The sequence below is a fragment of the Enterobacter sp. BNK-16 genome (assembly GCF_048684955.1).
In the GTDB taxonomy this organism is placed as follows: domain Bacteria; phylum Pseudomonadota; class Gammaproteobacteria; order Enterobacterales; family Enterobacteriaceae; genus Enterobacter; species Enterobacter bugandensis.
Window position 1 is genome coordinate 1,106,991 of sequence record NZ_JBLQTQ010000001.1, and the last position, 24,235, is coordinate 1,131,225.

The following is a 24,235-nucleotide window of genomic DNA, read 5'->3' on the forward strand; positions in this document are numbered from 1 at the left end:
TAATCGGAGGGTGATATGGCAATGACTTACCACCTGGACGTCGTCAGCGCAGAGCAACAAATGTTCTCTGGTCTGGTCGAGAAAATCCAGGTAACGGGCAGTGAAGGTGAACTGGGTATTTTCCCGGGTCACGCACCGCTGCTCACCGCCATTAAGCCTGGTATGATCCGCATCGTTAAACAGTTCGGTCACGAAGAGTTTATCTATCTGTCCGGCGGCATTCTTGAAGTGCAGCCTGGCAGTGTGACCGTTCTGGCCGATACCGCTATTCGTGGCCAGGATCTCGACGAAGCGCGAGCCCTGGAGTCGAAGCGTAAGGCTGAAGAGCACATTAGCAGCTCTCATGGTGACGTGGATTACGCTCAGGCGTCTGCGGAGCTGGCCAAAGCGATCGCGAAACTGCGCGTTATCGAGTTGACCAAAAAAGCGATGTAACACCGGCTTGAAAAGCACAAAAGCCAGTCTGGATACCAGACTGGCTTTTTTTTTGATCCTTAATTCATGATGAAAAAGATGTAGAATTTTAGGCATCAAACGTTTTTACTTCTCACTCAAACTACCGTCAGGATGCGTATGTCAAACAGTGCGATGAGCGTGGTGATCCTTGCCGCTGGCAAAGGTACCCGCATGTATTCCGATCTGCCTAAAGTGCTCCACACGCTGGCAGGAAAGCCAATGGTGCAGCATGTCATTGATGCAGCGAATGAACTGGGTGCCCGTCAGGTTCACCTGGTCTACGGCCACGGCGGCGATCTGCTTAAGAAGACGTTGAGCGATGATGCGCTCAACTGGGTGCTTCAGGCTGAACAGCTGGGTACCGGTCATGCGATGCAACAGGCTGCGCCGTTCTTTGCCGATGACGAAGATATTCTGATGCTCTACGGCGACGTTCCGCTGATCTCCGTTGAAACGCTGACTCGCCTGCGTGCAGCCAAGCCGCAGGGCGGCATCGGTTTATTGACCGTTGTGCTGGACGATCCAACGGGCTATGGCCGTATCACGCGTGAAAACGGCAACGTAACGGGTATCGTTGAACATAAAGATGCCAGTGATGAACAGCGCAAGATTCAGGAGATCAACACCGGCATCCTGATTGCCAATGGTGCGGACATGAAGCGCTGGCTCTCTCAGCTCGACAACAATAACGCGCAAGGTGAGTACTACATCACCGACATCATTGCGATGGCATATCACGAAGGGCGTGAGATCGCCGCCGTTCATCCGGCGCGCATCAGCGAAACGGACGGAGTGAATAACCGCCTGCAGCTTTCCCGTCTTGAGCGTATTTATCAGTCCGAGCAGGCCGAAAAACTGCTGCTCGCGGGCGTGATGCTGCGCGATCCGGCGCGTTTCGATTTGCGCGGCACCGTGTCTCACGGGCGCGACGTTGAGATCGATACTAACGTTATTCTTGAAGGCAACGTCACGCTGGGCAACCGCGTCAAAATTGGCGCCGGCTGCGTGATTAAAAACAGCGTTATCGGCGACGACTGCGAAATCAGCCCGTACAGCGTGGTGGAAGATGCTCATCTTGAAGCAGCGTGTACCATCGGCCCGTTTGCGCGTCTGCGCCCGGGCGCTGAGCTGCTGGAAGGCGCGCACGTGGGTAACTTCGTGGAAATGAAAAAAGCGCGTCTGGGTAAAGGCTCCAAAGCGGGTCATTTAACCTATCTGGGCGATGCGGAGATTGGCGACAACGTGAATATCGGTGCAGGAACCATTACCTGTAACTATGACGGCGCCAATAAGTTTAAAACCATCATCGGCAATGACGTGTTCGTGGGCTCGGACACGCAGCTGGTGGCACCGGTTACCGTGGGTAACGGCGTGACCATTGCCGCCGGCACGACCGTCACGCGCGACGTAGCGGATAACGAGCTGGTGTTAAGCCGCGTGCCGCAGGTACACAAGCAGGGCTGGAAACGCCCGGTGAAGAAAAAGTAACAACAAGGCGGGTGGCGCTACGCTTACCCGCCTACGATTGAGTAGGCCTGATAAGGCGTAGCCGTCATCAGGCAAACCCGGGAGAGGAGATAAATATATATCTCCCCCCACAAGCAGTACCCATAAAAATAACCCCACTCTCTACAAGGCTCGGGGCGCCCGGAAAGGGTAAATACAGGTCAGCGACAACGCAGGCATAATGCCTAAATTCGGAATCTAAAATATGTGTGGAATTGTTGGCGCAGTTGCGCAGCGTGATATTGCTGAAATCCTTCTCGAAGGTTTACGTCGTCTGGAATACCGTGGTTACGACTCTGCCGGTCTGGCTGTCGTGGATGCAGAAGGGCATATGACCCGTCTGCGTCGTCTCGGTAAAGTGCAGATGCTGGCCCAGGCCGCGGAAGAACACCCGCTGCACGGGGGTACCGGTATTGCGCACACCCGCTGGGCGACGCACGGCGAACCGTCTGAAGGTAACGCGCACCCGCATGTGTCTGAACACATCGTGGTGGTGCATAACGGCATTATCGAAAACCACGAACCGCTGCGCGAAGAACTGAAAGCGCGCGGCTATACCTTCGTCTCTGAAACCGACACCGAAGTGATTGCTCACCTGGTGCACTGGGAGCTGGCAAAGGGCGGTACGCTGCGTGATGCGGTGCTGCGCGCTATCCCTCAGCTGCGCGGTGCGTATGGTACGGTGATCATGGACTCCCGCGATCCATCTACCCTGCTGGCCGCGCGTTCCGGTAGCCCGATGGTTATCGGTCTGGGCATGGGTGAAAACTTTATCGCCTCCGATCAGCTGGCGCTCCTGCCGGTCACCCGTCGCTTTATCTTCCTGGAAGAGGGCGATATCGCGGAAGTGACGCGCCGCAGCGTGACCGTCTTCGACACCAAAGGCGAGCAGGTGAAGCGTCAGGAGATCGAATCTAACCTGCAATACGACGCGGGCGACAAAGGCGCTTACCGTCACTACATGCAGAAAGAGATCTACGAGCAGCCGAACGCTATCAAAAACACTCTGACCGGGCGCATCAGCCACGGCGAGGTGGATCTGAGCGAGCTGGGGGCAAACGCCAACGAACTGCTCGGCAAGGTTGAACATATTCAGATCGTAGCCTGCGGTACCTCATATAACTCCGGTATGGTCTCTCGCTACTGGTTTGAATCCCTGGCGGGCGTGCCATGCGACGTGGAAATCGCGTCTGAGTTCCGCTATCGCAAGTCTGCGGTGCGTCGTAACAGCCTGATGATCACCCTTTCCCAGTCCGGCGAAACGGCGGATACGCTGGCAGCGCTGCGTCTGTCTAAGGAATTGGGTTATCTGGGCTCGCTGGCCATCTGTAACGTCCCGGGCTCATCCCTGGTGCGTGAGTCCGATCTGGCGCTGATGACCAAAGCGGGTACCGAAATCGGCGTGGCTTCCACCAAAGCGTTTACCACTCAGTTGACCGTTCTGCTGATGCTGGTGGCGAAGCTGGCGCGTCTGAAAGGCGAAGATGCTTCCGTTGAGCACGACATCGTTCACGGTCTCCAGGCGCTGCCGAGCCGTATTGAGCAGATGCTGTCTCAGGACAAACGCATTGAAGCGCTGGCGGAAGATTTCTCTGACAAACATCACGCCCTGTTCCTGGGTCGTGGCGATCAGTACCCTATTGCGCTGGAAGGCGCACTGAAGCTGAAAGAGATCTCCTACATCCACGCGGAAGCCTACGCGGCAGGCGAGCTCAAGCATGGCCCGCTGGCGCTGATTGACGCGGATATGCCGGTCATTGTTGTCGCACCGAACAACGAACTGCTGGAAAAACTGAAATCCAACATCGAAGAGGTGCGCGCCCGCGGCGGCGTGCTGTACGTCTTCGCTGATAAAGATGCCGGTTTCGCCAGCAGCGACAACATGCACATCATCGAGATGCCGCATGTGGAAGAGGTGATTGCACCGATCTTCTACACCGTTCCGCTGCAGCTGCTGGCTTACCACGTGGCGCTGATCAAAGGCACCGACGTTGACCAGCCGCGTAACCTGGCGAAATCGGTCACCGTAGAATAATCCCTTCTGTTAATGGCTACACGACGTGTAGCCATTTTTCCTTACTTTTTTCTCATCAGCTTTCTCTTTGCTATCAATCATCTTATTCTGACGCATTTCGTTACTTTATTGTGTGAATAATGAACGAGATTGCTTCCAGGCATTAGTATTTTCTATTTTGATCACTAAACGATCAGCTTTTATTAACGGAATCCTAAAAATGGTTTGTTTATAAAATATATGTCCTTTTTATGTGTATACTGAAAAGGAATTTTAATGATAAAGCAAAAATAATATTATATTTGTTTTTCTCTATTATTATTCCAGCTATGGTTCGTCATTATTCCATTAATTTAAAGTCCCCCCTTGAAGATCATTCTTCCCGAAGAATATTATTTCATCGCATTTGGGATGGCGTTGTCTTTATGATAAACGCAATATTGATTTAATTAATGGAGTTATCATGAAAAATAATGGAATTACGGTGGCGATTGCACTCGCATCGGCGTTAATGGCAGGACAATCATTTGCTGCGGATGGTACGGTTCATTTCCGCGGAGAGGTTATTGATTCAACATGTGAAGTGACGCCTGATACCGCCGATCAGACGGTGAATATCGGCCGCGTTGCCAAAACGACGTTCTCCGGCATTGACTCAACGGCGTCAGTAAAAGATTTCCATATTAAACTGGAGAAATGCCCTGCAACCTATACTCAGGCGGCGGTTCGTTTTGACGGAACAGAAGATAAAGACACGATCGGCAAAGGGTATTTGTCTATTGGCACGCCTGTTAACGGTGAAGCGGGTACTGACGGTATTTACACCGGCGAAGGTGAAGCCGTTACGGCTACCGGCGTTGCAATCAAGCTCTTCAACCTGAACGATGATACGGCGATCCCGCTGTATAACAATTCAAATTATGTTGCTATCACCGACGGCAAAGCGGACATGGGCTTTAAAGCGAAGTTTGTGCAGACGCTGGCTACGGTTACGCCGGGTACAGCGAACGCGGATTCCCAGTTCACCATTGAATACCTGAAATAATCTTCAGCTGTTCGCCAGGAGCCTGTTTTATCCTTTTGCAGGCTCCTCTACAGGATGTGAGGATAACTGATGTATTTACGGCGTTTGTTGACTCTGTTCATCATGCTCTCTTTTTCATTTTTAACACCCTTGTCGACGGCTGGCGTCATTATTGGCGGAACCCGCGTTGTTTATAGTAGCGATAAATCCGATGCGACAATCAGCATAAAAAATAACGAAGCGACCACGCCTTATCTCATACAGACGTGGGTCGATCCTTTTAAAGGCGATACAGCGTCGAATAAACCTCCTTTTACCGTTATTCCGCCGGTTTCAAGGCTGGAGGCCGGGCAGGAGAAAGTATTGCGCATCATGAAAGTGAAGGGCGAACTGCCTCACGATCGGGAATCGCTGTTCTGGCTCAACATCAAAAATATTCCGCCGTCCAGTTCAAACCCCAATTCGCTCGAAATTGCGATTAAGACGCGGATAAAACTTTTTTGGCGTCCGGCGACCCTGAATATCACGCCTGAACGGGCTGCGGCGAAGGTTAAATGGCGTGTTCAAAACCAGCAGCTCGTGATTGAAAATCCGAGCCCGCTACATATTAACGTTATGAATGTCACCGTCGATAAAAAAGACGTTCCCTTAAACATCATTCCCCCTTTTGACACCGTGCGTTTGCCGCTTCCGGAAGGGATTAACGGCCACGCGCTGGTCTGGCGTTTCGTTAACGATTTTGGGGCAATCAGTCAGGAAATTCACGTCACGCTGTAAACATAGGGATGTTTGATATGGGGTGTTTCCGTTTTTTCATTGCGCTGGCCTCGGGGGTATCTCTCGGCTTTTCAGGCGTGACGCTGGCAAAAGATATCTTTAACCCTGCGCTTCTTGAAATTGACCATCCGGTGGATGTTGATATCCACCAGTTTAACCGCGCCAATACGTTACCTGCGGGCTCTTATAAGGTTGATATTCATGTTAACGATGAGTTTATCGGTAGCCGGGAGGTCACCTTTATTGAAGATAAGGCTGGCGATAGGCTGCATCCCTGTTTTAAGCACGTCAGGACGGTGCTTGCGGAGCTCGGGGCTAAGGTGGCGGCGATCGGTTCGCTGGACCGCCTGGACGAAAACGCCTGTGTGGACCCTACCCCGCTGATCCCTGGCGCCACGTGGGCGTTCGATACCGATAAGCTGCTGCTCAACGTCACGCTGCCGCAGATTTACATTGATACCACCGCCCGCGGCACCATCAATCCTGCCCGCTGGGATGAAGGTATTAATGCGTTGATGATGAACTATGACTTTTCCGGCTCCAGCACGTTGCAGTCTGATGATGACGACAATAGCGATTTCTACTATCTGAACCTGCGAAACGGGGCGAACATTGGCGCGTGGCGTTTACGCAATTACAGCACGCTAAACATCATTGACGGTCATTCGGATTACCATTCCATCAGCACCTATGTGCAGCGAAACCTCGCGACGTTACGCAGCCAGATCATGCTGGGTGATACCTGGACCGCGAGCGATGTCTTCGACAGTACCCAAGTGCGCGGCGTGCGCCTGTATACCGATGATGAAATGCTTCCTTCCAGCCTGACGGGCTTTGCGCCGGTCGTTCGGGGCGTTGCGAAAAGCAATGCGACGGTGATTATTCGGCAGAACGGCTACATCATTTACCAATCTGCCGTGCCGCAGGGACCGTTTGCGCTAAAAGATTTAAACACCACCAGCTCCGGCGGCGACCTGGACGTGACCATCAAAGAAGAAGACGGCAGTGAGCAACACTTCACGCAGCCCTACGCCTCGCTGGCCATCCTCAAGCGTGAAGATCAGACCGACGTCGATATCAGCGCGGGTGAACTGCGCGATCAAAGCGAATTCCAGCCCAACGTTTTTCAGGCGCAGATTCTGCACGGCTTTCCTGCCGGGATAACGGTATACGGTGGCGTGCAGGCCGCGGAAGCGTATCGCTCGGCAGCGGTGGGGATCGGTAAAGATATGGGGGCAGTTGGCGCGTTTTCCGTCGATGTCACCCAGGCACGTGCGCAGTTTACGGACGAGGACTCAGAGGAATCCGGCCAGTCCTGGCGTTTTCTCTATTCGAAACGGTTTGATGAAACGGATACCACGCTGAGGCTGGTGGGGTATCGCTACTCAACGCAGGGCTACTACACCCTCAATGAATGGGCGTCACGCCAGAATAGTCAGCGCGATTTCTGGGTAACGGGCAACCGACGCAGCCGGCTTGAAGGGTCCTGGACGCAGAATTTCGGCGATGGCATGGGGAACATTTATCTCACGCTGAGCCGCCAGCAGTACTGGAAAACCGACGAAGTTGAACGCCTGGTTCAGCTTGGCTACAGCAATGTCTGGCGGTCGCTTTCCTGGAACCTCTCCTGGAACTACAGCGATTCCATCACCACGGCGCAGAGCGCGGAGTATACAGATAGCGACGATCGAGAAAGCGAACAGGTTTTTATGCTGTCGTTCTCCGTGCCGCTGTCAGCATTGCTGCCGGACAGCTATGTGAGCTACGGCCTCACGCAGAATAACAGCGGAAAAGGAATGCACCAGCTTGGTCTGAACGGTACGGCGCTTGATAACCGTAATCTCTCCTGGAACCTCCAGCAGTCCTGGGATGCGGATGACAGTGTGTACAGCAGCAGCGCGGGGGTGGGATATGACGGAACCTATGGTTCGGTTAACGGCAGCTATGACTACAACCAGGACAGCCAGCGGCTCAACTACGGCGCGCGCGGCGGGATCCTGCTGCATGGCGATGGAGTGACGTTCTCGCAGGAGATGGGCGAAACCGTGGCGCTGATTAAAGCACCCGGTGCAGCCGGTCTGGCAATGGAAAACGGCACCGGTACGGCAACCGACTGGCGAGGCTACACCGTTCAAACGCAGCTTAACGCTTACGATGAAAACCGTGTGGAAATTGAGAGCGGCTATTTTGAAAAAGCGAACGTCGAGCTGGAGAACAGCGTGCTTAACGTCATCCCCACGCGAGGTGCGGTAGTGCGGGCGGAATTTATCACCCACGTTGGCTATCGCGTGCTCTTTGAGGTCACACAGGCCAACGGCAAACCGGTTCCCTTTGGCGCAGTGGCGTCTGCCGAACTGGCGACGGGCAGCGTGTCGGGCATTACCGGCGAGAATGGCGAACTCTATCTTTCGGGCATGCCGGAAGAGGGAACGTTCACGCTGAAGTGGGGGAGTGAAAAGACAAAACCTTGCAAGGTCCATTATCAGTTCCCCAAACCAACGGGTGTTGAACTGGTTCAAACAGCGGTCGTGTGCCAATAGGGAAATGAGATGAAACGACGTATCACTTTTATAGCAGTTGCCATGCTGCTTTTTACCCCTTTTTCCCACGCTGCGACGACAGAAGGCGGGGTGTGTTTCGCCATCGGCGGCACCTATATTTTCAATCTGAATCTTAACGGGGCAGAAATACCGGCAGATAAAAACCAGGCGGGAACCGAGGTGCGCGATCTAACGACCCTGCAATCGCCTTCCCAGTATAAACTGGGATGTAACTGCCTGAGCCATTTCACCACAACGTATCGTAGCGTCTACTTCACCGCACGTTCGCCCTTAAGCGTTAATACCGTTAAAAACGGATATACCTACTACAGGTTGAACGATCACCTCAGTATTGCGTCCTCCATTCACGTGCTGGGACGTGACTATCTCCCCGTTCCCTTTGAGGCCGAGCCCAACCGGGTGACATCTGGTATTTACTGCTATGCCTCCGGTGAAGAAGGCTCAGAGGCAACGCTTGATACCGGCTCTCAGGTAAAATTATCGTTTTTAATCGACAAGCCCTTTATTGGAAAAGTTACCGTTTCGGGTACGACGATTGCCACGCTCTACGGCGGTATTGATGAAGCGTCCTCTGTGGCAAGCACCGAGAAGCTCGCCGAAATAAAAATTGCCGGAGACATCGTGGTACCGCAAAACTGCGAGATTGCGCCGGGTCAGTCGCTGGAAATTGATTTTGGAAAAATTCCCGCCAGCGCGTTTTCCGCCACCAAAGGCGAGGCGGTCGGTAGCCGCAAAATCCGCAAGATGATTCAGGTGAAATGTACCGGCATGCTGGATGAGAACATCGTCCGATCCGCTTTCCATGCCGATCCCGTTGACGCTGACGCCACGATGATGAAAGTGAACGGCAATGATGACGTAGGGATCGTTATTTATGATAAATGGGACCGCGTCGTCAACGTCAATGGGGGGAGCATGGAGATGGATATGGGAGCCAACCAGGGGGGCGCCGAAGTTAACTCGCTCACCTTCTCTGCTGCCCCGGCCAGCGCGACGGGGAGTATTCCGAAGCCCAGCGCCTTTGAAGCCTGGGCAACCGTGACCTTCGAAATTCAAAATTAATAACAACGGCTGTTTATGACAGCCGTTGTCATATTCACATCTTTGAACCAGGCTTAACGCATCTCAGTGTGACATTATCATGACAGAGATATGATTTTATTTGTATTAAAATCATTACCTTAACTCAAACACGTTGATTGTCATAAAACTGTCATATTTCGTACATTTATCTGTCACCTGTTTGTCCTATTTTGCTCATCGTAGCCACTTAAACAATGATTTACGAAATCCTTGCAGGAGACATTATGAAAGTTATGCGTACCACTGTCGCAACTGTTGTCGCCGCGACCTTATCTCTGAGCGCTTTCTCTGCTTTTGCAGCAGCAAGCCTGACTGGCGCTGGTGCAACCTTCCCTGCGCCGGTGTATGCCAAATGGGCGGATACCTACCAGAAAGAAACCGGTAACAAGGTGAACTATCAGGGTATCGGCTCCTCCGGTGGCGTAAAACAAATTACCGCAAATACCGTTGATTTCGGCGCATCCGACGCTCCGCTGTCTGATGAAAAACTGAATCAGGAAGGCCTGTTCCAGTTCCCGACCGTGATCGGCGGCGTTGTGCTGGCCGTTAACATCCCTGGCCTGAAATCAGGCGAGCTGGTGCTGGACGGCAAAACCCTGGGCGACATCTACCTGGGCAAAATCAAAAAATGGGATGACGAAGCCATCACTAAGCTGAACCCGGGCGTTAAGCTGCCTTCGCAGAACATCGCTGTGGTTCGCCGCGCTGACGGCTCTGGTACCTCCTTCGTGTTCACCAGCTACCTGGCAAAAGTGAACGAAGAGTGGAAATCGAAAGTCGGCTCCGGCTCTACCGTTAACTGGCCAACCGGTCTGGGCGGTAAAGGTAACGACGGCATCGCTGCCTTCGTACAGCGTCTGCCGGGCTCTATCGGTTACGTAGAATACGCTTACGCTAAGCAGAACAACCTGGCTTACACCAAACTGGTTTCTGCTGACGGCAAACCGGTTAGCCCAACTGAAGAGAACTTCGCTAACGCAGCGAAAGGCGCTGACTGGAGCAAATCCTTCGCACAGGATCTGACTAACCAGAAAGGCGACAACGCGTGGCCAATCACTTCTACAACGTTCATTCTGATTCACAAAGATCAGAAGAAACCAGAGCAAGGTACTGAAGTGCTGAAGTTCTTTGACTGGGCATACAAAAACGGCGGCAAACAGGCTAACGACCTGGATTACGCCAGCCTGCCAGACAGCGTGGTTGAGCAGATTCGTGCTGCATGGAAAACCAACGTGAAAGACAGCAGCGGTAAAGCATTGTATTAATTTAGCATTCTGACGAAAATGGCGGGTGGCGCTTGCGCTTACCCGCCGATTTCGTAAACGCGTTTAACAGAAGAGTGATTTATGGCTGCAACCAAGCCTGCATTTAACCCTCCGGGTAAAAAAGGTGACATGATTTTCGGCGCGCTGGTCAAACTGGCTGCGCTGATTGTGCTATTGCTGCTGGGCGGCATTATCGTGTCTCTGATTTTCTCCTCCTGGCCGAGCATTCAGAAATTCGGTTTCTCCTTCCTGTGGACCAAAGAGTGGGACGCGCCGAACGATATCTACGGTGCGCTGGTGCCGATTTACGGTACGCTGGTGACCTCGTTCATCGCCCTGCTGATTGCGGTTCCGGTAAGCTTCGGTATTGCGCTGTTCCTGACGGAACTGGCGCCGGGCTGGCTGCGTCGCCCGCTGGGTATTGCCATCGAACTGCTGGCGGCCATCCCAAGTATCGTATACGGCATGTGGGGCCTGTTTATCTTTGCGCCGCTGTTTGCCACGTACTTCCAGGAGCCGGTAGGTAATGTTCTCTCCGCTGTTCCGTTTGTGGGAGCCCTGTTCTCTGGCCCGGCATTCGGTATCGGTATTCTGGCGGCAGGTGTGATCCTCGCCATCATGATTATTCCGTACATTGCGGCGGTAATGCGCGATGTCTTCGAACAAACCCCGGTGATGATGAAAGAGTCGGCCTACGGCATAGGCTGTACCACCTGGGAAGTTATCTGGCGCATTGTCCTTCCGTTCACCAAAAATGGGGTGATCGGCGGCGTAATGCTGGGCTTAGGTCGCGCGCTGGGTGAAACTATGGCGGTCACCTTTATCATCGGTAACACCTACCAGCTCGACAGCGCTTCACTCTATATGCCGGGTAACAGTATTACCTCCGCGCTGGCAAACGAATTTGCCGAAGCGGAATCCGGGCTTCACGTCGCAGCGCTGATGGAACTGGGTCTGATTCTGTTCGTTATCACCTTCATTGTTCTGGCGATTTCCAAGCTGATGATCCTGCGTCTCGCGAAAAATGAGGGGGCACGCTGATGGCAACTCTCGAAATGCAAAGCACCGCTCAGCTTGCCGAATCCCGCCGCAAAATGCAGGCGAAGCGTCGTTTTAAAAACCGCATTGCGCTGACGCTTTCCATGGCAACGATGGCATTCGGCCTGTTCTGGCTGATCTGGATCCTGATGTCCACCATCACGCGTGGTATTGATGGAATGTCTCTGGCGCTGTTCACCGAGATGACGCCGCCGCCAAATACGGCGGGTGGTGGTCTGGCGAACGCCCTGGCGGGCAGCGGCCTGCTGATCCTGTGGGCGACCGTTTTCGGTACGCCGCTGGGCATCATGGCCGGCATCTACCTGGCCGAGTACGGGCGTAAATCCTGGCTGGCAGAAGTGATTCGCTTCATTAACGACATCCTGCTTTCCGCTCCGTCGATTGTCGTGGGCCTGTTTGTTTACACCATCGTAGTCGCGCAAATGGAACACTTCTCCGGCTGGGCGGGCGTAATTGCGCTGGCGCTGCTGCAGGTGCCTATCGTCATTCGTACCACCGAAAACATGCTGAAACTGGTGCCGGATAGCCTGCGTGAAGCAGCTTACGCGCTGGGTACGCCGAAATGGAAAATGATTTCTGCGATCACCCTCAAAGCGTCGGTCTCCGGGATCATGACCGGTATTCTGCTGGCTATCGCCCGTATTGCCGGTGAAACGGCACCGCTGCTGTTTACTGCCCTCTCCAACCAGTTCTGGAGCACGGACATGATGCAGCCGATCGCCAACCTGCCGGTGACGATCTTTAAATTTGCGATGAGCCCATTCGCGGAATGGCAGCAGCTGGCCTGGGCCGGGGTGCTGATCATCACCCTTTGCGTACTGTTGCTGAACATTCTGGCGCGCGTCATTTTCGCGAAGAAGAAACACGGTTAATTTTTTACGGCGCGGCAGCTCGCGGCGTCGAATGAGGAAATGAGTCAATGAGTATGGTTGATACTGCCCCGGGTAAGATTCAGGTTCGTGATTTGAACTTCTACTACGGCAAATTCCATGCCCTGAAGAACATCAACCTGGATATCGCGAAGAACCAGGTCACGGCATTCATCGGTCCGTCTGGCTGTGGCAAGTCCACGCTGCTGCGTACCTTTAACAAAATGTATTCGCTCTATCCGGAGCAGCGCGCTGAAGGTGAAATTATCCTGGATGGCGAAAACATTCTGACCCAGGCCCAGGATATCGCCCTGCTGCGTGCCAAAGTGGGCATGGTGTTCCAGAAACCGACGCCGTTCCCGATGTCCATCTATGACAACATCGCGTTTGGCGTTCGCCTGTTTGAGAAGCTCTCCCGTGCGGACATGGACGAGCGCGTGCAGTGGGCATTGACCAAGGCCGCATTATGGAACGAAACCAAAGATAAACTTCATCAGAGCGGGTACTCTCTCTCCGGTGGTCAACAGCAGCGTCTGTGCATTGCGCGCGGTATCGCCATTCGCCCGGAAGTGTTGCTGCTGGATGAACCATGTTCAGCGCTGGACCCGATCTCAACCGGCCGTATTGAAGAGCTGATCACCGAGCTGAAGCAGGATTACACCGTGGTTATCGTGACCCACAACATGCAGCAGGCTGCGCGTTGCTCAGATCACACGGCGTTTATGTACCTGGGCGAGTTGATTGAGTTCAGCGATACGGACGCGCTGTTCACCCGGCCCGCGAAGAAACAAACCGAAGATTATATTACTGGCCGCTACGGTTGATTTGCCTTAGTGCATGTGGAGAAACCATGGACAACCTCAATCTTAATAAACACATTTCAGGCCAGTTCAACGCAGAGCTGGAAAGTATTCGCACGCAGGTGATGACCATGGGTGGCATGGTCGAGCAGCAGCTTTCTGATGCGATTACGGCAATGCATAACCAGGACAGCGAGCTGGCGAAGCGCGTCATCGAAGGCGACCATAACGTCAACATGATGGAAGTGGCGATCGACGAAGCCTGCGTGCGTATTATCGCCAAGCGTCAGCCGACCGCGAGCGACCTGCGTCTGGTAATGGCGATCATTAAAACCATCGCCGAGCTGGAACGTATTGGTGACGTGGCGGATAAAATCTGCCGCACCGCGCTGGAGAAGTTTTCCCAGCAGCATCAGCCGCTGCTGGTGAGCCTGGAGTCGCTGGGCCGCCACACTGTGCAGATGCTGCACGACGTTCTGGATGCCTTTGCGCGTATGGATCTGGATGAAGCGGTGCGTATCTACCGTGAAGACAAGAAAGTCGACCAGGAGTATGAAGGCATTGTGCGTCAGCTGATGACCTACATGATGGAAGATTCCCGTACCATCCCAAGCGTGCTGACCGCGCTGTTCTGCGCGCGCTCTATCGAGCGTATCGGCGACCGCTGCCAGAACATTTGCGAATATATTTTCTACTTCGTGAAGGGTCAGGACTTCCGTCACGTGGGCGGCGACGAGCTGGACAAGCTGCTGGCGGGTAAAGATCCGAAAGAGTGATGTTTGTGGCGGGTGGCGCTGGCGCTTACCCGCCCTACGTTAGCTTAACGCGTAATATCCCACCCGCGTGCCCTCCACAACTCTGGCAATTGCGCCAGATCGGTAAAGGTCGTCACTTTTGGATGATCGATCGGCTTGTTGTGCGGATCGGCACAGAAGTAAAACACCTCCATCCCCGCATCAATCCCCGATTGGGCGCCCGCAGGCGAGTCATCCACCAGAATGCAGTTCTCCACGTTGACGTTCATCGCTTTCGCCGCGTGGAACATCAGGGCCGGATCGGGCTTCCAGCGCTGGATATCGTAGCCGCTGAACAGTTTTTCCGGAAAGTGGTGCAGCATTTCAAGCTTGCCCAGTGAATGCTGCATTTTGCTGACCGGACCGTTGGAAACTACGCAGATTGGCACCGTCATCGCATCCAGCAGCGCGTTAGCCCCGGCAATAACGTCCAGTTCTGAGTCGAAGAGGCGTGCGACCTCGGCGCGGTACACCGGTTCCAGCTCCGCTTTCGCCAGATCCACCCCGTGCTCTTCGTTAATGATGTCGATGATCTCGTACAGCTTCACGCCCTTAAAGCGTTTGAACACCTCTTCGAGATCGAGCGTAATGCCAAATTCCTGGAACATGGCGACATACGCGCGGGAACAAATGACCTCACTGTCGACCAGCGTACCGTCACAGTCGAAAAATACCGCTTCAATTCCGGACATGTCCTTCCCTTTTAACAAGTTTAACGTTTACGTACGACAGATTTACGAGACGCAATCGTTGCCGTATAAGCATAACCAATGAAAAAAGTATCCCGTAACCGCCACTATTGTCGCATTTTGGTATAGGATAGCGACGAATTTTCCCTCCTTGTTCGGAAATTGATGATGAGTCAACAACACACAACCCAGACATCTGGTCAGGGTCTGCTTGAGCGCGTATTCAAACTGCGCGAGCACGGCACAACGGCACGCACCGAAGTGATCGCCGGTTTCACCACCTTCCTGACGATGGTCTATATCGTTTTTGTGAACCCGCAAATTCTGGGCGTCGCTGGCATGGACACCAGCGCCGTCTTTGTTACCACCTGTCTGATCGCGGCCCTTGGCAGCATCCTGATGGGCGTTTTCGCTAACCTGCCCGTGGCGCTGGCACCCGCTATGGGCCTGAATGCGTTCTTCGCGTTCGTGGTGGTTCAGGCGATGGGCCTGCCGTGGCAGGTTGGTATGGGCGCTATCTTCTGGGGTGCGGTCGGCCTGCTGCTGCTGACCATCTTCCGCGTCCGCTACTGGATGATTGCCAATATCCCGGTGAGCCTGCGCGTGGGTATCACCAGCGGTATCGGTCTGTTCATCGGCATGATGGGTCTGAAAAACGCCGGTGTGATCGTGGCGAACCCGGAAACGCTGGTGAGCATCGGTAACCTGACCTCGCACAGCGTGCTGCTGGGCGTGCTGGGCTTCTTCATCATCGCGATCCTGGCGTCGCGCAACATCCACGCTGCGGTGCTGGTCTCTATCATCGTGACCACGCTGCTGGGCTGGATGCTGGGTGACGTGCATTACAGCGGTATTGTCTCTGCGCCGCCGAGCGTCTCTACCGTGATTGGTCACGTTGACCTGGCGGGTTCCCTGAACCTGGGCCTGGCGGGCGTGATCTTCTCCTTCATGCTGGTCAACCTGTTTGACTCCTCCGGTACGCTGATTGGCGTGACGGACAAAGCGGGTCTGGCTGACGAGAAAGGCAAATTCCCGCGCATGAAGCAGGCGCTGTATGTAGACAGCATCTCGTCCGTGGCGGGTTCTTTCATTGGCACCTCATCTGTTACCGCTTACATTGAATCCTCTTCCGGCGTGTCCGTGGGTGGCCGTACCGGCCTGACGGCGGTGGTGGTGGGTATCCTGTTCCTGCTGGTGATCTTCCTCTCTCCGCTGGCGGGTATGGTTCCACCGTATGCGGCTGCCGGCGCGCTGATTTACGTGGGCGTGCTGATGACCTCGAGCCTGGCGCGCGTGAAGTGGGAAGATTTAACCGAAGCGGTGCCGGCCTTTATTACCGCCGTGATGATGCCGTTCAGCTTCTCGATCACCGAAGGTATCGCGCTGGGCTTTATCTCTTACTGCGTGATGAAGATCGGTACCGGCCGCTTCCGCGAACTCAGCCCTTGCGTGATTATCGTTGCGCTGCTGTTTGTGTTGAAGATTGTGTTTATTGACGCGCACTAAGGTGCGGTTTGTGGTGTCAGGTGGCGCTTCGCTTACCTGACCTACAGACGAGTGTAGGCCCGGTAAGCGCTAGCGCCACCGGGCTTTTTTATCAGGCTTTAACCCGCTTAATATAATCCCCAAACGCGGTCAGCTGGCCAGAGAGATGGTCACGCGTGCTCTGATCCACCACTTCACCCGTCTGCGGGTCGACCTTGTTTTGAATCACACCGCCCATAAATTCCGGCTTGTTCATCACCATCGCATCCAGGAACACCAGGATCTGACGCAGATGATACTGGCAGCGTGCGCCACCAATCGCGCCCATTGAGCTGGTCTGGATCAGCACCGGTTTGCCAGACAGCGGCTGCTCCGGTAAACGGGATAACCAGTCAATCGCGTTCTTCAGGCCACCCGGAACCGAGTAGTTATACTCCGGCGTGACAATGACCACACCGTCGGCCTGGCGGATCTGCTCGGCTATCGCCTCCACGCTCTGCGGGAACCCCTCTTCCTGCTGGACATCTGCATCATACAGCGGGATATCGCCAATAGATGGCAGGGCGCTAATTTCCATACCTGCCGGGGCCAGCTGCGGCAGCGTGCGGGCAACCATTCCGTTAAATGAACCTTTGCGCAGGCTTCCCAGTAACGTAACTACTTTCAACGTATCAGACATGATTACTCCTGTTTCATCATGATGACCCTGATTGGATCAGCTATGGGTAAATGCTTTTTCTGCCGGTAAACTGGTTAAACGCATCAGGCGTGCGGCGGGCTCGTTGGCGCGCTCGGGCACATCAGGAAGGCTACGCCATCCCTGTTGACTGTCAAATTCCCAGATTTTCATGCGTTCGATGGCGGGGGTCACCGCGATGGACCAAATCAGCACATCCTCTGCGTCGCAGAGCGCTTCTACCAGCGTGGCCTGGGTGGCGCGCAAACGTCCGGAGCCAGGCAACAACTGCAGCAGGCTGGCGTCGTCTGAGGCGCATCCGCAGAGCTTGCGAATGCTCTGGCGCAGGGTAATGAGCTGGGCTCTGGCTTCGACAGGATCGTTCTGGTTGCGTACCCACAGCTTCTCATTGCTGGAGAGCGGATAGTCTTCATGCGCATTAGCGCCATGGAAGCTGCGCGTCGCGCGCTGAAGTTCCATATCGAGTCCACAGTCCCCTTCGGTGGTCAGCGCCACGCCAATGATATTGCCCGTATAGGCAATGGAAAAACGGGGGAGTTCCGGGTCAGCAAAGACCGGGCGGCCTTCTGGTTGCGTGACGATCTCCGGGAGTTCGCTGGTGCCGTACAGCATAAACAGCAGTTCTGCGAGAAGTGCTCTCGAGGCTAAAAACCGCGTCCTGCGGTGTTCGGGAAGTTTGAGCGCCTCACTGTGACAGGCTGAAGAGAGTCTGGCCGATACGAGACGTCCTTCTGTAAGTATCCCTCTTGCAAAGTGCGTTGCCATTTTTCGCTCCTTGATAATGGTCGTAATCGGTTAAACGGTTACATGATTATCGCTTAACTTGACTCCTGTTTTAATCAGTAAATCGGAGTAAGAGAAGCCTGAAGGCCGAACTTTACATTTTCTTAGGCAAAAATTGGATCGCTGCCACCGTACAACGCCTTGATGGTCTCCCGCAGCCAGAGGATTTTCGGATTATGGCTGTTCCGTTTATGCCAGATCAGCGTGAAGGGAACGGTCAGCTTTTCAGCCTGCGCTTCGTCAATGGGAATAGGAAGCGCGATCAGCTTCCGCTGGTGGAGTTCATTGTAGTGGCGGCAGTAGTGGGGAGCCGTGGCGATATAGTTATGGCCGGGCTGCGCCGCCATAAACATCGACTGCTCAAAGCCCGGCAAACACATAGCAATGTTTCTCTCCCGCCCCATCTCTTTTAGCACCTCATCCAGCGCCCAGGTGTCGCTCCGTTCCCAGAAGATACTGATATGGGGATAGCGCAGGAAGGTCTCCAGATTCCACTCCTCCTGCAGAGCGGGGTGGTCCTCACGCAAATAGACGTATGGACGGTCGCTAAACAGGATTTCGTAGTCGATAAACCACGGCATCAGCTTCAGCAGTTCACGCGAGCGCGGGTGGGTTTCGCGACCGGTGAAGCCAACGTCCACTTCCCCGCGCGTAATGGCGTCCAGCGAGTCGTAATCCCAGTGACGCATCTTCACCGTCGCCTGCGGATAACGCTGGTTCACCTGCTCAAGCAGGGCGTTAAAGCGGATGAGCATCAGCGGCGTTTCGGCGGCCAGCACAAACGTCAGCCCGCCAGGCGAATCATGGTGAGATTTATCGAGGATCTGGTTGCCGATCTGCATCCAGTCGGCCAAATCCTGCTCCAGGCTGACCGTCAGCGGCGTAGGCAGCAGCCCTAACGGCGTTTTGACAAACAGCGGGTCGTCAAACCAGTCGCGCAGCCTGGCCAGCGATTTACTCACCGCCGACGGCGTCACGTTCATCCGTTTTGCGGCTTTGGTGACGCTGCGCTCCTGCAGCAAAAGCTGCAGGCAAAGCAACAGGTTAAGATCGAGACTGCTGATGGGCTTCTTCATACTGTGCCGCGGGCTGGATGACCATAAGTAAGGTGATGCAGACTATGCTACAGCCAATCAGAATCCCGATCAGCATATTGAGCGCGTTAAGTCCGATGACCGCCGCCAGCCATATCCACAGAGACGAACCGCAGACCTGCGCGATCCCCAGGACCGAGCTTGCCACGCCTGCCCGCAGCGAGAACGGGCCGAGCGCCTGACTCATCGCCACGCCAAAGCCAACCGAGAACCCGGCACAAATGAGCGTAATGCCCCCCAGCATCACCGCATGTGAGCTGGTGGTCGCCAGGATCGCGCCTGCGGCGAGGAATAAAACCTGCGAGGTCAGCATCAGCGTGCGCTGGCGGAAGATATTCAGCGCAAACGGGGTGGAGAACGAGACTGCCATACTGACGAGAGCGGTTAATGCCATCACCGTGGAATACTCACCGCGATCGAAGCCCATGGTCTCCATCAGCAACACCGGGGAAACGTTTACATACGTCAGGATCACCGCCACGCTTAACGTGGTTACGGCCAGACGGCTGAGGAAAAAGCGATTGAGAAGTTTCTCTGCCGGATGAATGGTCGCGGTATGGCTGGGATTCTGCGAGCCCGGATGGGTCTCTTTCAGTACGGCGCTCGACAGCACAAAGACCAGGGCGCCCATTGCAGCCATGGTCCAGAACAGGCTCTGCCACGGGAATTTCAGCATGATCAGATAGCCTACAACCGGTGCCAGGACCGGAATGATGCAGGTTATCCCGTTCAGCATGGAGAGCACTTTAGCGCGTCGCTGGGCGCTTAAGGTGTCGCGCAAAATGGCAAACGCCACCACGTAACAGCCGCCGGCACCAATGCCCTGGATGAACCGTCCTGCCAGGAACAAGGTGCTGTTCTGTGCCTGTGAGCAGAGAAGAGAGGCCAGGGCAAAGATGATGGCTCCGGTTATTGCGACGGGCTGACGGCCAGCCTTATCCGCGATCTTCCCGGCAAAGACCATCGACGACGCCATTCCTGCGAGGTAGGCCGAAAACGCGATATGCAGCTGCGCTTCGCTGGCACCCAGATCGCGGGCGATGTGCGGTAATCCCACCAGATACATATCAATACCCGACGGATAAAGCAGAACTAATGCGAAACTACAAAACAGAAAACGCGCCATAAACCCCCCATAAATGCAGGCATGCAGAATAGGGGGTGAAAGGGGATTAGGCGAGTTGCCATTTGGACAATGGTGATTTCCCAGGAGGAAATCACCATGGACTAGCGGGAATTACTTGCCAATACAGAAGCTTGAGAAGATCCGTCCCAGCAGATCGTCCGACGTAAACTCCCCGGTGATCTCGCTCAGATTCTGCTGCGCCAGACGCAACTCTTCCGCCAGCAGTTCACCCGCCCACGCACCAATCAGCTGCGCTTTGCCCTGGTCAAGATGGCGTGCCGCCTCTTCCAGCGCCTGCAGGTGACGACGACGCGCCAGGAAGCCGCCTTCCATGCTGGTGTCAAAGCCCATGCTCTGCTTGAGATGGTTACGCAGGGCTTCCACGCCTTCCCCTGTACGTGCCGAAAGGCGAATAAGTGAGTGACCATTCACATCGCTGATGCCCAGCGTTTCGCCGGTCACGTCTGCCTTGTTGCGCACTACGGTGATCGGCAGTTTGGCCGGCAGACGGGCGATAAAGTCCGGCCAGATCTCCGCCGGGTCAACGGCGTCGGTCGTGGTGCCATCTACCATAAACAGCACGCGGTCGGCCTGCTCGATTTCCTGCCAGGCGCGCTCGATACCGATGCGCTCAACCTCGTCGCTGGCATCGCGCAGACCCGCGGTATCGATAATGTGCAGCGGCATCCCGTCGATGTGGATATGCTCGCGCAGCACGTCGCGGGTGGTGCCGGCTATGTCGGTCACGATCGCCGCTTCACGGCCCGCCAGGGCGTTCAGCAGGCTCGATTTCCCGGCGTTAGGGCGACCAGCAATGACGACCTTCATCCCTTCACGCAGCAGGCTGCCCTGACGCGCTTCGGCGCGGACGGCATCCAGATCGCTCATCACCTGGTTCAGCTGTGCTTCGATTTTACCGTCAGAGAGGAAGTCGATTTCCTCGTCCGGGAAGTCGATAGCCGCTTCGACATAGATTCGCAGGTGAGTAAGTGCTTCCACAAGGTGATTCACACGCGCGGAGAATGCCCCCTGCAGCGAGTTAAGGGCGGAGCGGGCCGCCTGTTCAGAGCTGGCGTCGATCAGGTCTGCAATCGCCTCGGCCTGTGCCAGGTCGAGCTTGTCGTTCAGGAAGGCACGCTCGGAAAATTCGCCCGGCTTCGCAATGCGCAGGCCTGGCAGGGTCAGAATACGTTTTAACAGCAAGTCGAGGATAACCGGGCCGCCGTGGCCCTGCAGCTCCAGCACGTCTTCGCCGGTAAAGGAGTTCGGGCCGGGGAACCACAGCGCAATGCCCTGGTCCAGCGGCGTGCCGTCGGCATCTTTAAACGGCAGGTAATCAGCGTAGCGTGGCTTTGGCAGTTTACCCAGCACCGCTTCTGCCACCTCGCGCGCCTTCAGGCCGGAGATGCGCAGAATGCCTACACCACCGCGTCCCGGTGGGGTTGCCTGGGCGACGATAGTGTCGTTATGGCTCATGGTTGCTCTCGTTCAATACAAATAAAAAAGGCGGTCAATCGACCGCCCTTATTTTAGCGTTATCTTACCGAATCAGGACTTTTTCTTTTCGCGGCTATGCAGGCCACGTTTTTCCAGACCACGGTAAATCAGCTGCTGCTGGATGATGGTCACCAGGTTGCTGACGATATAGTACAGCACCAGACCTGACGGGAACCACAGGAAGAACACGGTGAAGATGACCGGCATAAAGGTCATGATCTTCTGCTGCATCGGGTCGGTCACGGTGGTCGGCGACATCTTCTGGATGAAGAACATCGTCACGCCCATCAGGATCGGCAGGATGTAGTACGGGTCCTGTGCGGACAGGTCATGGATCCACAGAGCGAACGGTGCGTGGCGCAGCTCAACGGAACCCATCAGCATGTAGTACAGCGCAAGGAAGATTGGCATCTGAATCAGCAGCGGGAAGCAACCACCCAGTGGGTTCACTTTCTCTGCCTTATACAGGGCCATCATTTCCTGGCTCTGACGCTGTTTATCATCGCCCAGACGCTCACGCATCGCCTGAATCTTCGGCTGCAGCATGCGCATCTTCGCCATGGAGGTGTACTGCGCTTTGGTCAGCGGGTACATGATGCCACGAACGATAAAGGTGATAACGATGATGGAGAAGCCCCAGTTACCCAGGAAGCTGTGGATGAACTTCAGCAGCTTAAACAGCGGCTGAGAGATGAACCACAACCAGCCGTAATCAACGGTCAGATCCAGGTGCGGCGCGACGGCAGCCATTTTGTCCTGAATTTCCGGGCCGACCCACAGGGTGCTTGCCAGCTTACCGGTTTGACCCGGCTGAACCAGAACAGGCTGTGATTTGTAGCCGATGGCTGCAATACCGTTGCCCAGGTTCGCGGTGTAGAAGTTATTCGTACCGTCGTTATTCGGGATCCACGCGGTCGCGAAATACTGCTGCAGCATTGCGACCCAACCGCCTTTGGAGCTGACGTTCAGGTTTTCGTTATCGGCAATGGTGTCGAATTTGTATTTCTCGTACTTCGCATCAGGCGTGGAGTACGCCGCGCCACGGAAGGTATGCAGCGCAAAGTTGCTGCTTCCGGTGTCACGGTGTGACGGCAGATTGATGGACTGCTTCAGCTGACCGAAGGTAGACAGTTCCAGCGGTTTCGCACCGGCGTTCTGTACGCTGTAGCCCACGTTCACCGCATACTCACCGCGTTTCAGGGTGAAGGTTTTGGTGAAGGTGTTGCCTGCCGCGTCGGTGTAGGTCATCGGGATAACGAGTTCGTTCTGGCCATCGGCCAGTACAAAGGTGTCGTTCTCGACGTTATACAGTGGACGCGCACCGTTAGCCGGGTTGTCCGGGCCATCACGACCGGTCAGGCCGCTCTGCGCCTGATACAGAAACTCCGGTGTGGTTTCCAGTAACTGGAACGGTTCGTTAGACTTCAGCTCTTTCGGGTAGGTCAACAGCAGCGCCTGCTCAACATCACCACCACGGGTGTTGATAGTCAGCTCAAGCACATCGGTCTTAACCGTAATCTGTTTCCCCTGGCCACTGGCCGGTACGCCCTGGTCGGCGGCGCTACCCGCTGCGGTGGTCGTGGTCTGCGTGGTCTGCTGCTGGGGTTGAGGATTTTTATCCTGCTCCCATGCCTGCCAGATCATGAAAGACACGAACAACAAAGCGATGATAAGAAGATTGCGTTGCGAATCCATCGTTAGTGTTCTCTGGTATCAAAAGGTCCTGGGGGGACGGGGTCGTCTCCACCGGGGTGTAAAGGGTGGCATTTTAATACGCGTTTCACCGTCAACCAACTGCCTTTTATCACTCCAAACCTGCGCAATGCCTCAATTCCATAGCTTGAGCATGTTGGTGTGAAACGGCAGTGCGGCCCGAGTAGCGGACTAATCAGGCGTTGATAGACCCGAATGAGGGCTATCAGGACCCGTGAGCCAGGCGACAGTGGCGGCGCCATAATTTTTCCAACGCTTCCGAGAGAGCACGGTTATCGAGGTCGGCAACCCCCTTTTTAGCCACCACCACGAAATCCATAGAAGGCAGTTCGTGCTGACGTAAACGGAAGCTTTCACGCGTCAGACGTTTAATCCGGTTGCGTTCATGCGCACGCTTAACGTTTTTCTTAGCGACTGTGAGACCGATGCGGGGATGCCCCAGCGAATTTTGGCGGCCGAGGATGGTGATTTGCGGCGTGCCAGCCCGTTGTGGCTGCTGGAAGACGAAAGTGAAATGAGTGGGAGTTAACAAACGTAACTCCCTGGGAAATGCTAGCTTAACCACTCAGGGGTTAGCTTTATTACTTGGAAACGGTCAGACGAGCGCGGCCTTTAGCACGACGACGTGCCAGAACCTGACGACCATTTTTAGTAGCCATACGAGCACGGAAGCCGTGAGAACGGTTGCGCTTCAGTACAGACGGTTGAAAAGTGCGTTTCATGGCGATTTCTACCTAAACTTGAAAAAATTCATGACTTTTGCGGATGCCCGACCGAGTTTCGAATGACGGACGCCGAAGCCGTGGGTGATTAAAGAGGCCGGATTGTAATAATTGTACACTCCGGAGTCAATTCTCTTTCCTTATTTCCCGCGTATTTCCGCACGATTTCGCGTGGAAAATGAGCAACGGACGACGCAGGAAGATGAGCATCACGCGCCGGG

General features: G+C 54.8%; 23 protein-coding genes. 13 read left to right on the plus strand and 10 right to left on the minus strand.

Features of this window, described 5'->3' with window-relative positions:
• Positions 1-15: 15 nt before the first annotated feature.
• The 12 genes from ACMGGH_RS05315 (at position 16) to phoU (ending at position 14,190) form a co-directional block, all read left to right on the plus strand.
• Positions 16-435, plus strand: a complete 420-nt coding sequence (locus ACMGGH_RS05315) for a F0F1 ATP synthase subunit epsilon (protein WP_006177560.1) — start codon at positions 16-18, stop codon at positions 433-435.
• A gap of 138 nt (positions 436-573) precedes the next feature.
• Positions 574-1,944 carry a bifunctional UDP-N-acetylglucosamine diphosphorylase/glucosamine-1-phosphate N-acetyltransferase GlmU gene (gene glmU / locus ACMGGH_RS05320; protein ID WP_048957694.1) on the plus strand — a complete coding sequence of 457 codons (1,371 nt, stop codon included), beginning with the start codon at positions 574-576 and terminating at the stop codon, positions 1,942-1,944.
• Positions 1,945-2,167: 223 nt separating this feature from the next.
• Positions 2,168-3,997, plus strand: coding sequence for a glutamine--fructose-6-phosphate transaminase (isomerizing) (glmS, locus tag ACMGGH_RS05325; RefSeq protein WP_047366743.1), 1,830 nt, complete (start codon positions 2,168-2,170; stop codon positions 3,995-3,997).
• A 442-nt stretch (positions 3,998-4,439) separates the two neighbouring features.
• Complete coding sequence (locus ACMGGH_RS05330; RefSeq protein ID WP_080329739.1) at positions 4,440-5,021, plus strand: chaperone-usher fimbrial major subunit; 582 nt, start codon at positions 4,440-4,442, stop codon at positions 5,019-5,021.
• A gap of 69 nt (positions 5,022-5,090) precedes the next feature.
• Positions 5,091-5,777 carry a fimbrial chaperone gene (locus ACMGGH_RS05335; RefSeq protein ID WP_049001568.1) on the plus strand — a complete coding sequence of 229 codons (687 nt, stop codon included), beginning with the start codon at positions 5,091-5,093 and terminating at the stop codon, positions 5,775-5,777.
• Between the two features lie 17 nt (positions 5,778-5,794).
• Positions 5,795-8,317, plus strand: a complete 2,523-nt coding sequence (locus tag ACMGGH_RS05340; RefSeq protein WP_420299075.1) for a fimbria/pilus outer membrane usher protein — start codon at positions 5,795-5,797, stop codon at positions 8,315-8,317.
• 9 nt (positions 8,318-8,326) lie between these two features.
• A complete protein-coding gene (gene stgD, locus ACMGGH_RS05345) occupies positions 8,327-9,400 on the plus strand; it encodes a fimbrial protein StgD (RefSeq protein ID WP_232948999.1) in 1,074 nt (357 codons plus the stop codon).
• 245 nt (positions 9,401-9,645) lie between these two features.
• Positions 9,646-10,686 (plus strand): phosphate ABC transporter substrate-binding protein PstS, encoded by a 1,041-nt coding sequence (gene pstS / locus ACMGGH_RS05350; RefSeq protein ID WP_028014923.1) that lies wholly within the window; start codon positions 9,646-9,648, stop codon positions 10,684-10,686.
• An 81-nt stretch (positions 10,687-10,767) separates the two neighbouring features.
• Positions 10,768-11,727, plus strand: coding sequence for a phosphate ABC transporter permease PstC (pstC, locus tag ACMGGH_RS05355; protein WP_028014924.1), 960 nt, complete (start codon positions 10,768-10,770; stop codon positions 11,725-11,727).
• Complete coding sequence (gene pstA, locus ACMGGH_RS05360) at positions 11,727-12,617, plus strand: phosphate ABC transporter permease PstA (protein ID WP_014881893.1); 891 nt, start codon at positions 11,727-11,729, stop codon at positions 12,615-12,617. Before pstC ends, pstA begins: the two co-directional genes overlap by 1 nt.
• Before the next feature lie 47 nt (positions 12,618-12,664).
• Positions 12,665-13,438, plus strand: coding sequence for a phosphate ABC transporter ATP-binding protein PstB (gene pstB / locus ACMGGH_RS05365; RefSeq protein WP_010426574.1), 774 nt, complete (start codon positions 12,665-12,667; stop codon positions 13,436-13,438).
• Positions 13,439-13,464: 26 nt separating this feature from the next.
• Positions 13,465-14,190, plus strand: a complete 726-nt coding sequence (gene phoU, locus ACMGGH_RS05370) for a phosphate signaling complex protein PhoU (RefSeq protein ID WP_003861153.1) — start codon at positions 13,465-13,467, stop codon at positions 14,188-14,190.
• Between the two features lie 44 nt (positions 14,191-14,234).
• Here phoU and yieH read toward each other — a convergent pair whose 3' ends face one another.
• Positions 14,235-14,900, minus strand: a complete 666-nt coding sequence (gene yieH, locus ACMGGH_RS05375; RefSeq protein ID WP_232949000.1) for a 6-phosphogluconate phosphatase — start codon at positions 14,898-14,900, stop codon at positions 14,235-14,237.
• 165 nt (positions 14,901-15,065) lie between these two features.
• Between yieH and adeP the strand changes: the two genes are divergently transcribed.
• Positions 15,066-16,403: an adenine permease AdeP gene (gene adeP / locus ACMGGH_RS05380; RefSeq protein WP_028014926.1), complete on the plus strand. Its 1,338-nt coding sequence runs from the start codon at positions 15,066-15,068 to the stop codon at positions 16,401-16,403.
• Between the two features lie 91 nt (positions 16,404-16,494).
• Here adeP and ACMGGH_RS05385 read toward each other — a convergent pair whose 3' ends face one another.
• The 9 genes from ACMGGH_RS05385 to rpmH form a co-directional block, all read right to left on the minus strand.
• Complete coding sequence (locus tag ACMGGH_RS05385; RefSeq protein WP_003861147.1) at positions 16,495-17,061, minus strand: NADPH-dependent FMN reductase; 567 nt, start codon at positions 17,059-17,061, stop codon at positions 16,495-16,497.
• A 36-nt stretch (positions 17,062-17,097) separates the two neighbouring features.
• Positions 17,098-17,844, minus strand: coding sequence for a 4'-phosphopantetheinyl transferase family protein (locus tag ACMGGH_RS05390; RefSeq protein WP_126327368.1), 747 nt, complete (start codon positions 17,842-17,844; stop codon positions 17,098-17,100).
• 122 nt (positions 17,845-17,966) lie between these two features.
• Positions 17,967-18,938, minus strand: a complete 972-nt coding sequence (yidZ, locus tag ACMGGH_RS05395) for an HTH-type transcriptional regulator YidZ (protein WP_028014928.1) — start codon at positions 18,936-18,938, stop codon at positions 17,967-17,969.
• Entirely contained in the window at positions 18,907-20,082 is a 1,176-nt protein-coding gene (locus ACMGGH_RS05400) for an MFS transporter (protein ID WP_232949001.1), read from the minus strand. Before ACMGGH_RS05400 ends, yidZ begins: the two co-directional genes overlap by 32 nt.
• Before the next feature lie 111 nt (positions 20,083-20,193).
• A complete protein-coding gene (gene mnmE / locus ACMGGH_RS05405) occupies positions 20,194-21,558 on the minus strand; it encodes a tRNA uridine-5-carboxymethylaminomethyl(34) synthesis GTPase MnmE (protein WP_028014930.1) in 1,365 nt (454 codons plus the stop codon).
• 72 nt (positions 21,559-21,630) lie between these two features.
• Complete coding sequence (gene yidC / locus ACMGGH_RS05410) at positions 21,631-23,274, minus strand: membrane protein insertase YidC (RefSeq protein WP_028014931.1); 1,644 nt, start codon at positions 23,272-23,274, stop codon at positions 21,631-21,633.
• A 2-nt stretch (positions 23,275-23,276) separates the two neighbouring features.
• Complete coding sequence (yidD, locus tag ACMGGH_RS05415; protein ID WP_001307474.1) at positions 23,277-23,534, minus strand: membrane protein insertion efficiency factor YidD; 258 nt, start codon at positions 23,532-23,534, stop codon at positions 23,277-23,279.
• Positions 23,498-23,857 (minus strand): ribonuclease P protein component, encoded by a 360-nt coding sequence (gene rnpA / locus ACMGGH_RS05420; protein ID WP_014072458.1) that lies wholly within the window; start codon positions 23,855-23,857, stop codon positions 23,498-23,500. The genes yidD and rnpA overlap by 37 nt, the downstream gene beginning before the upstream one ends.
• Positions 23,858-23,873: 16 nt before the next feature.
• Complete coding sequence (gene rpmH, locus ACMGGH_RS05425) at positions 23,874-24,014, minus strand: 50S ribosomal protein L34 (protein WP_000831330.1); 141 nt, start codon at positions 24,012-24,014, stop codon at positions 23,874-23,876.
• Positions 24,015-24,235: the final 221 nt, after the last annotated feature.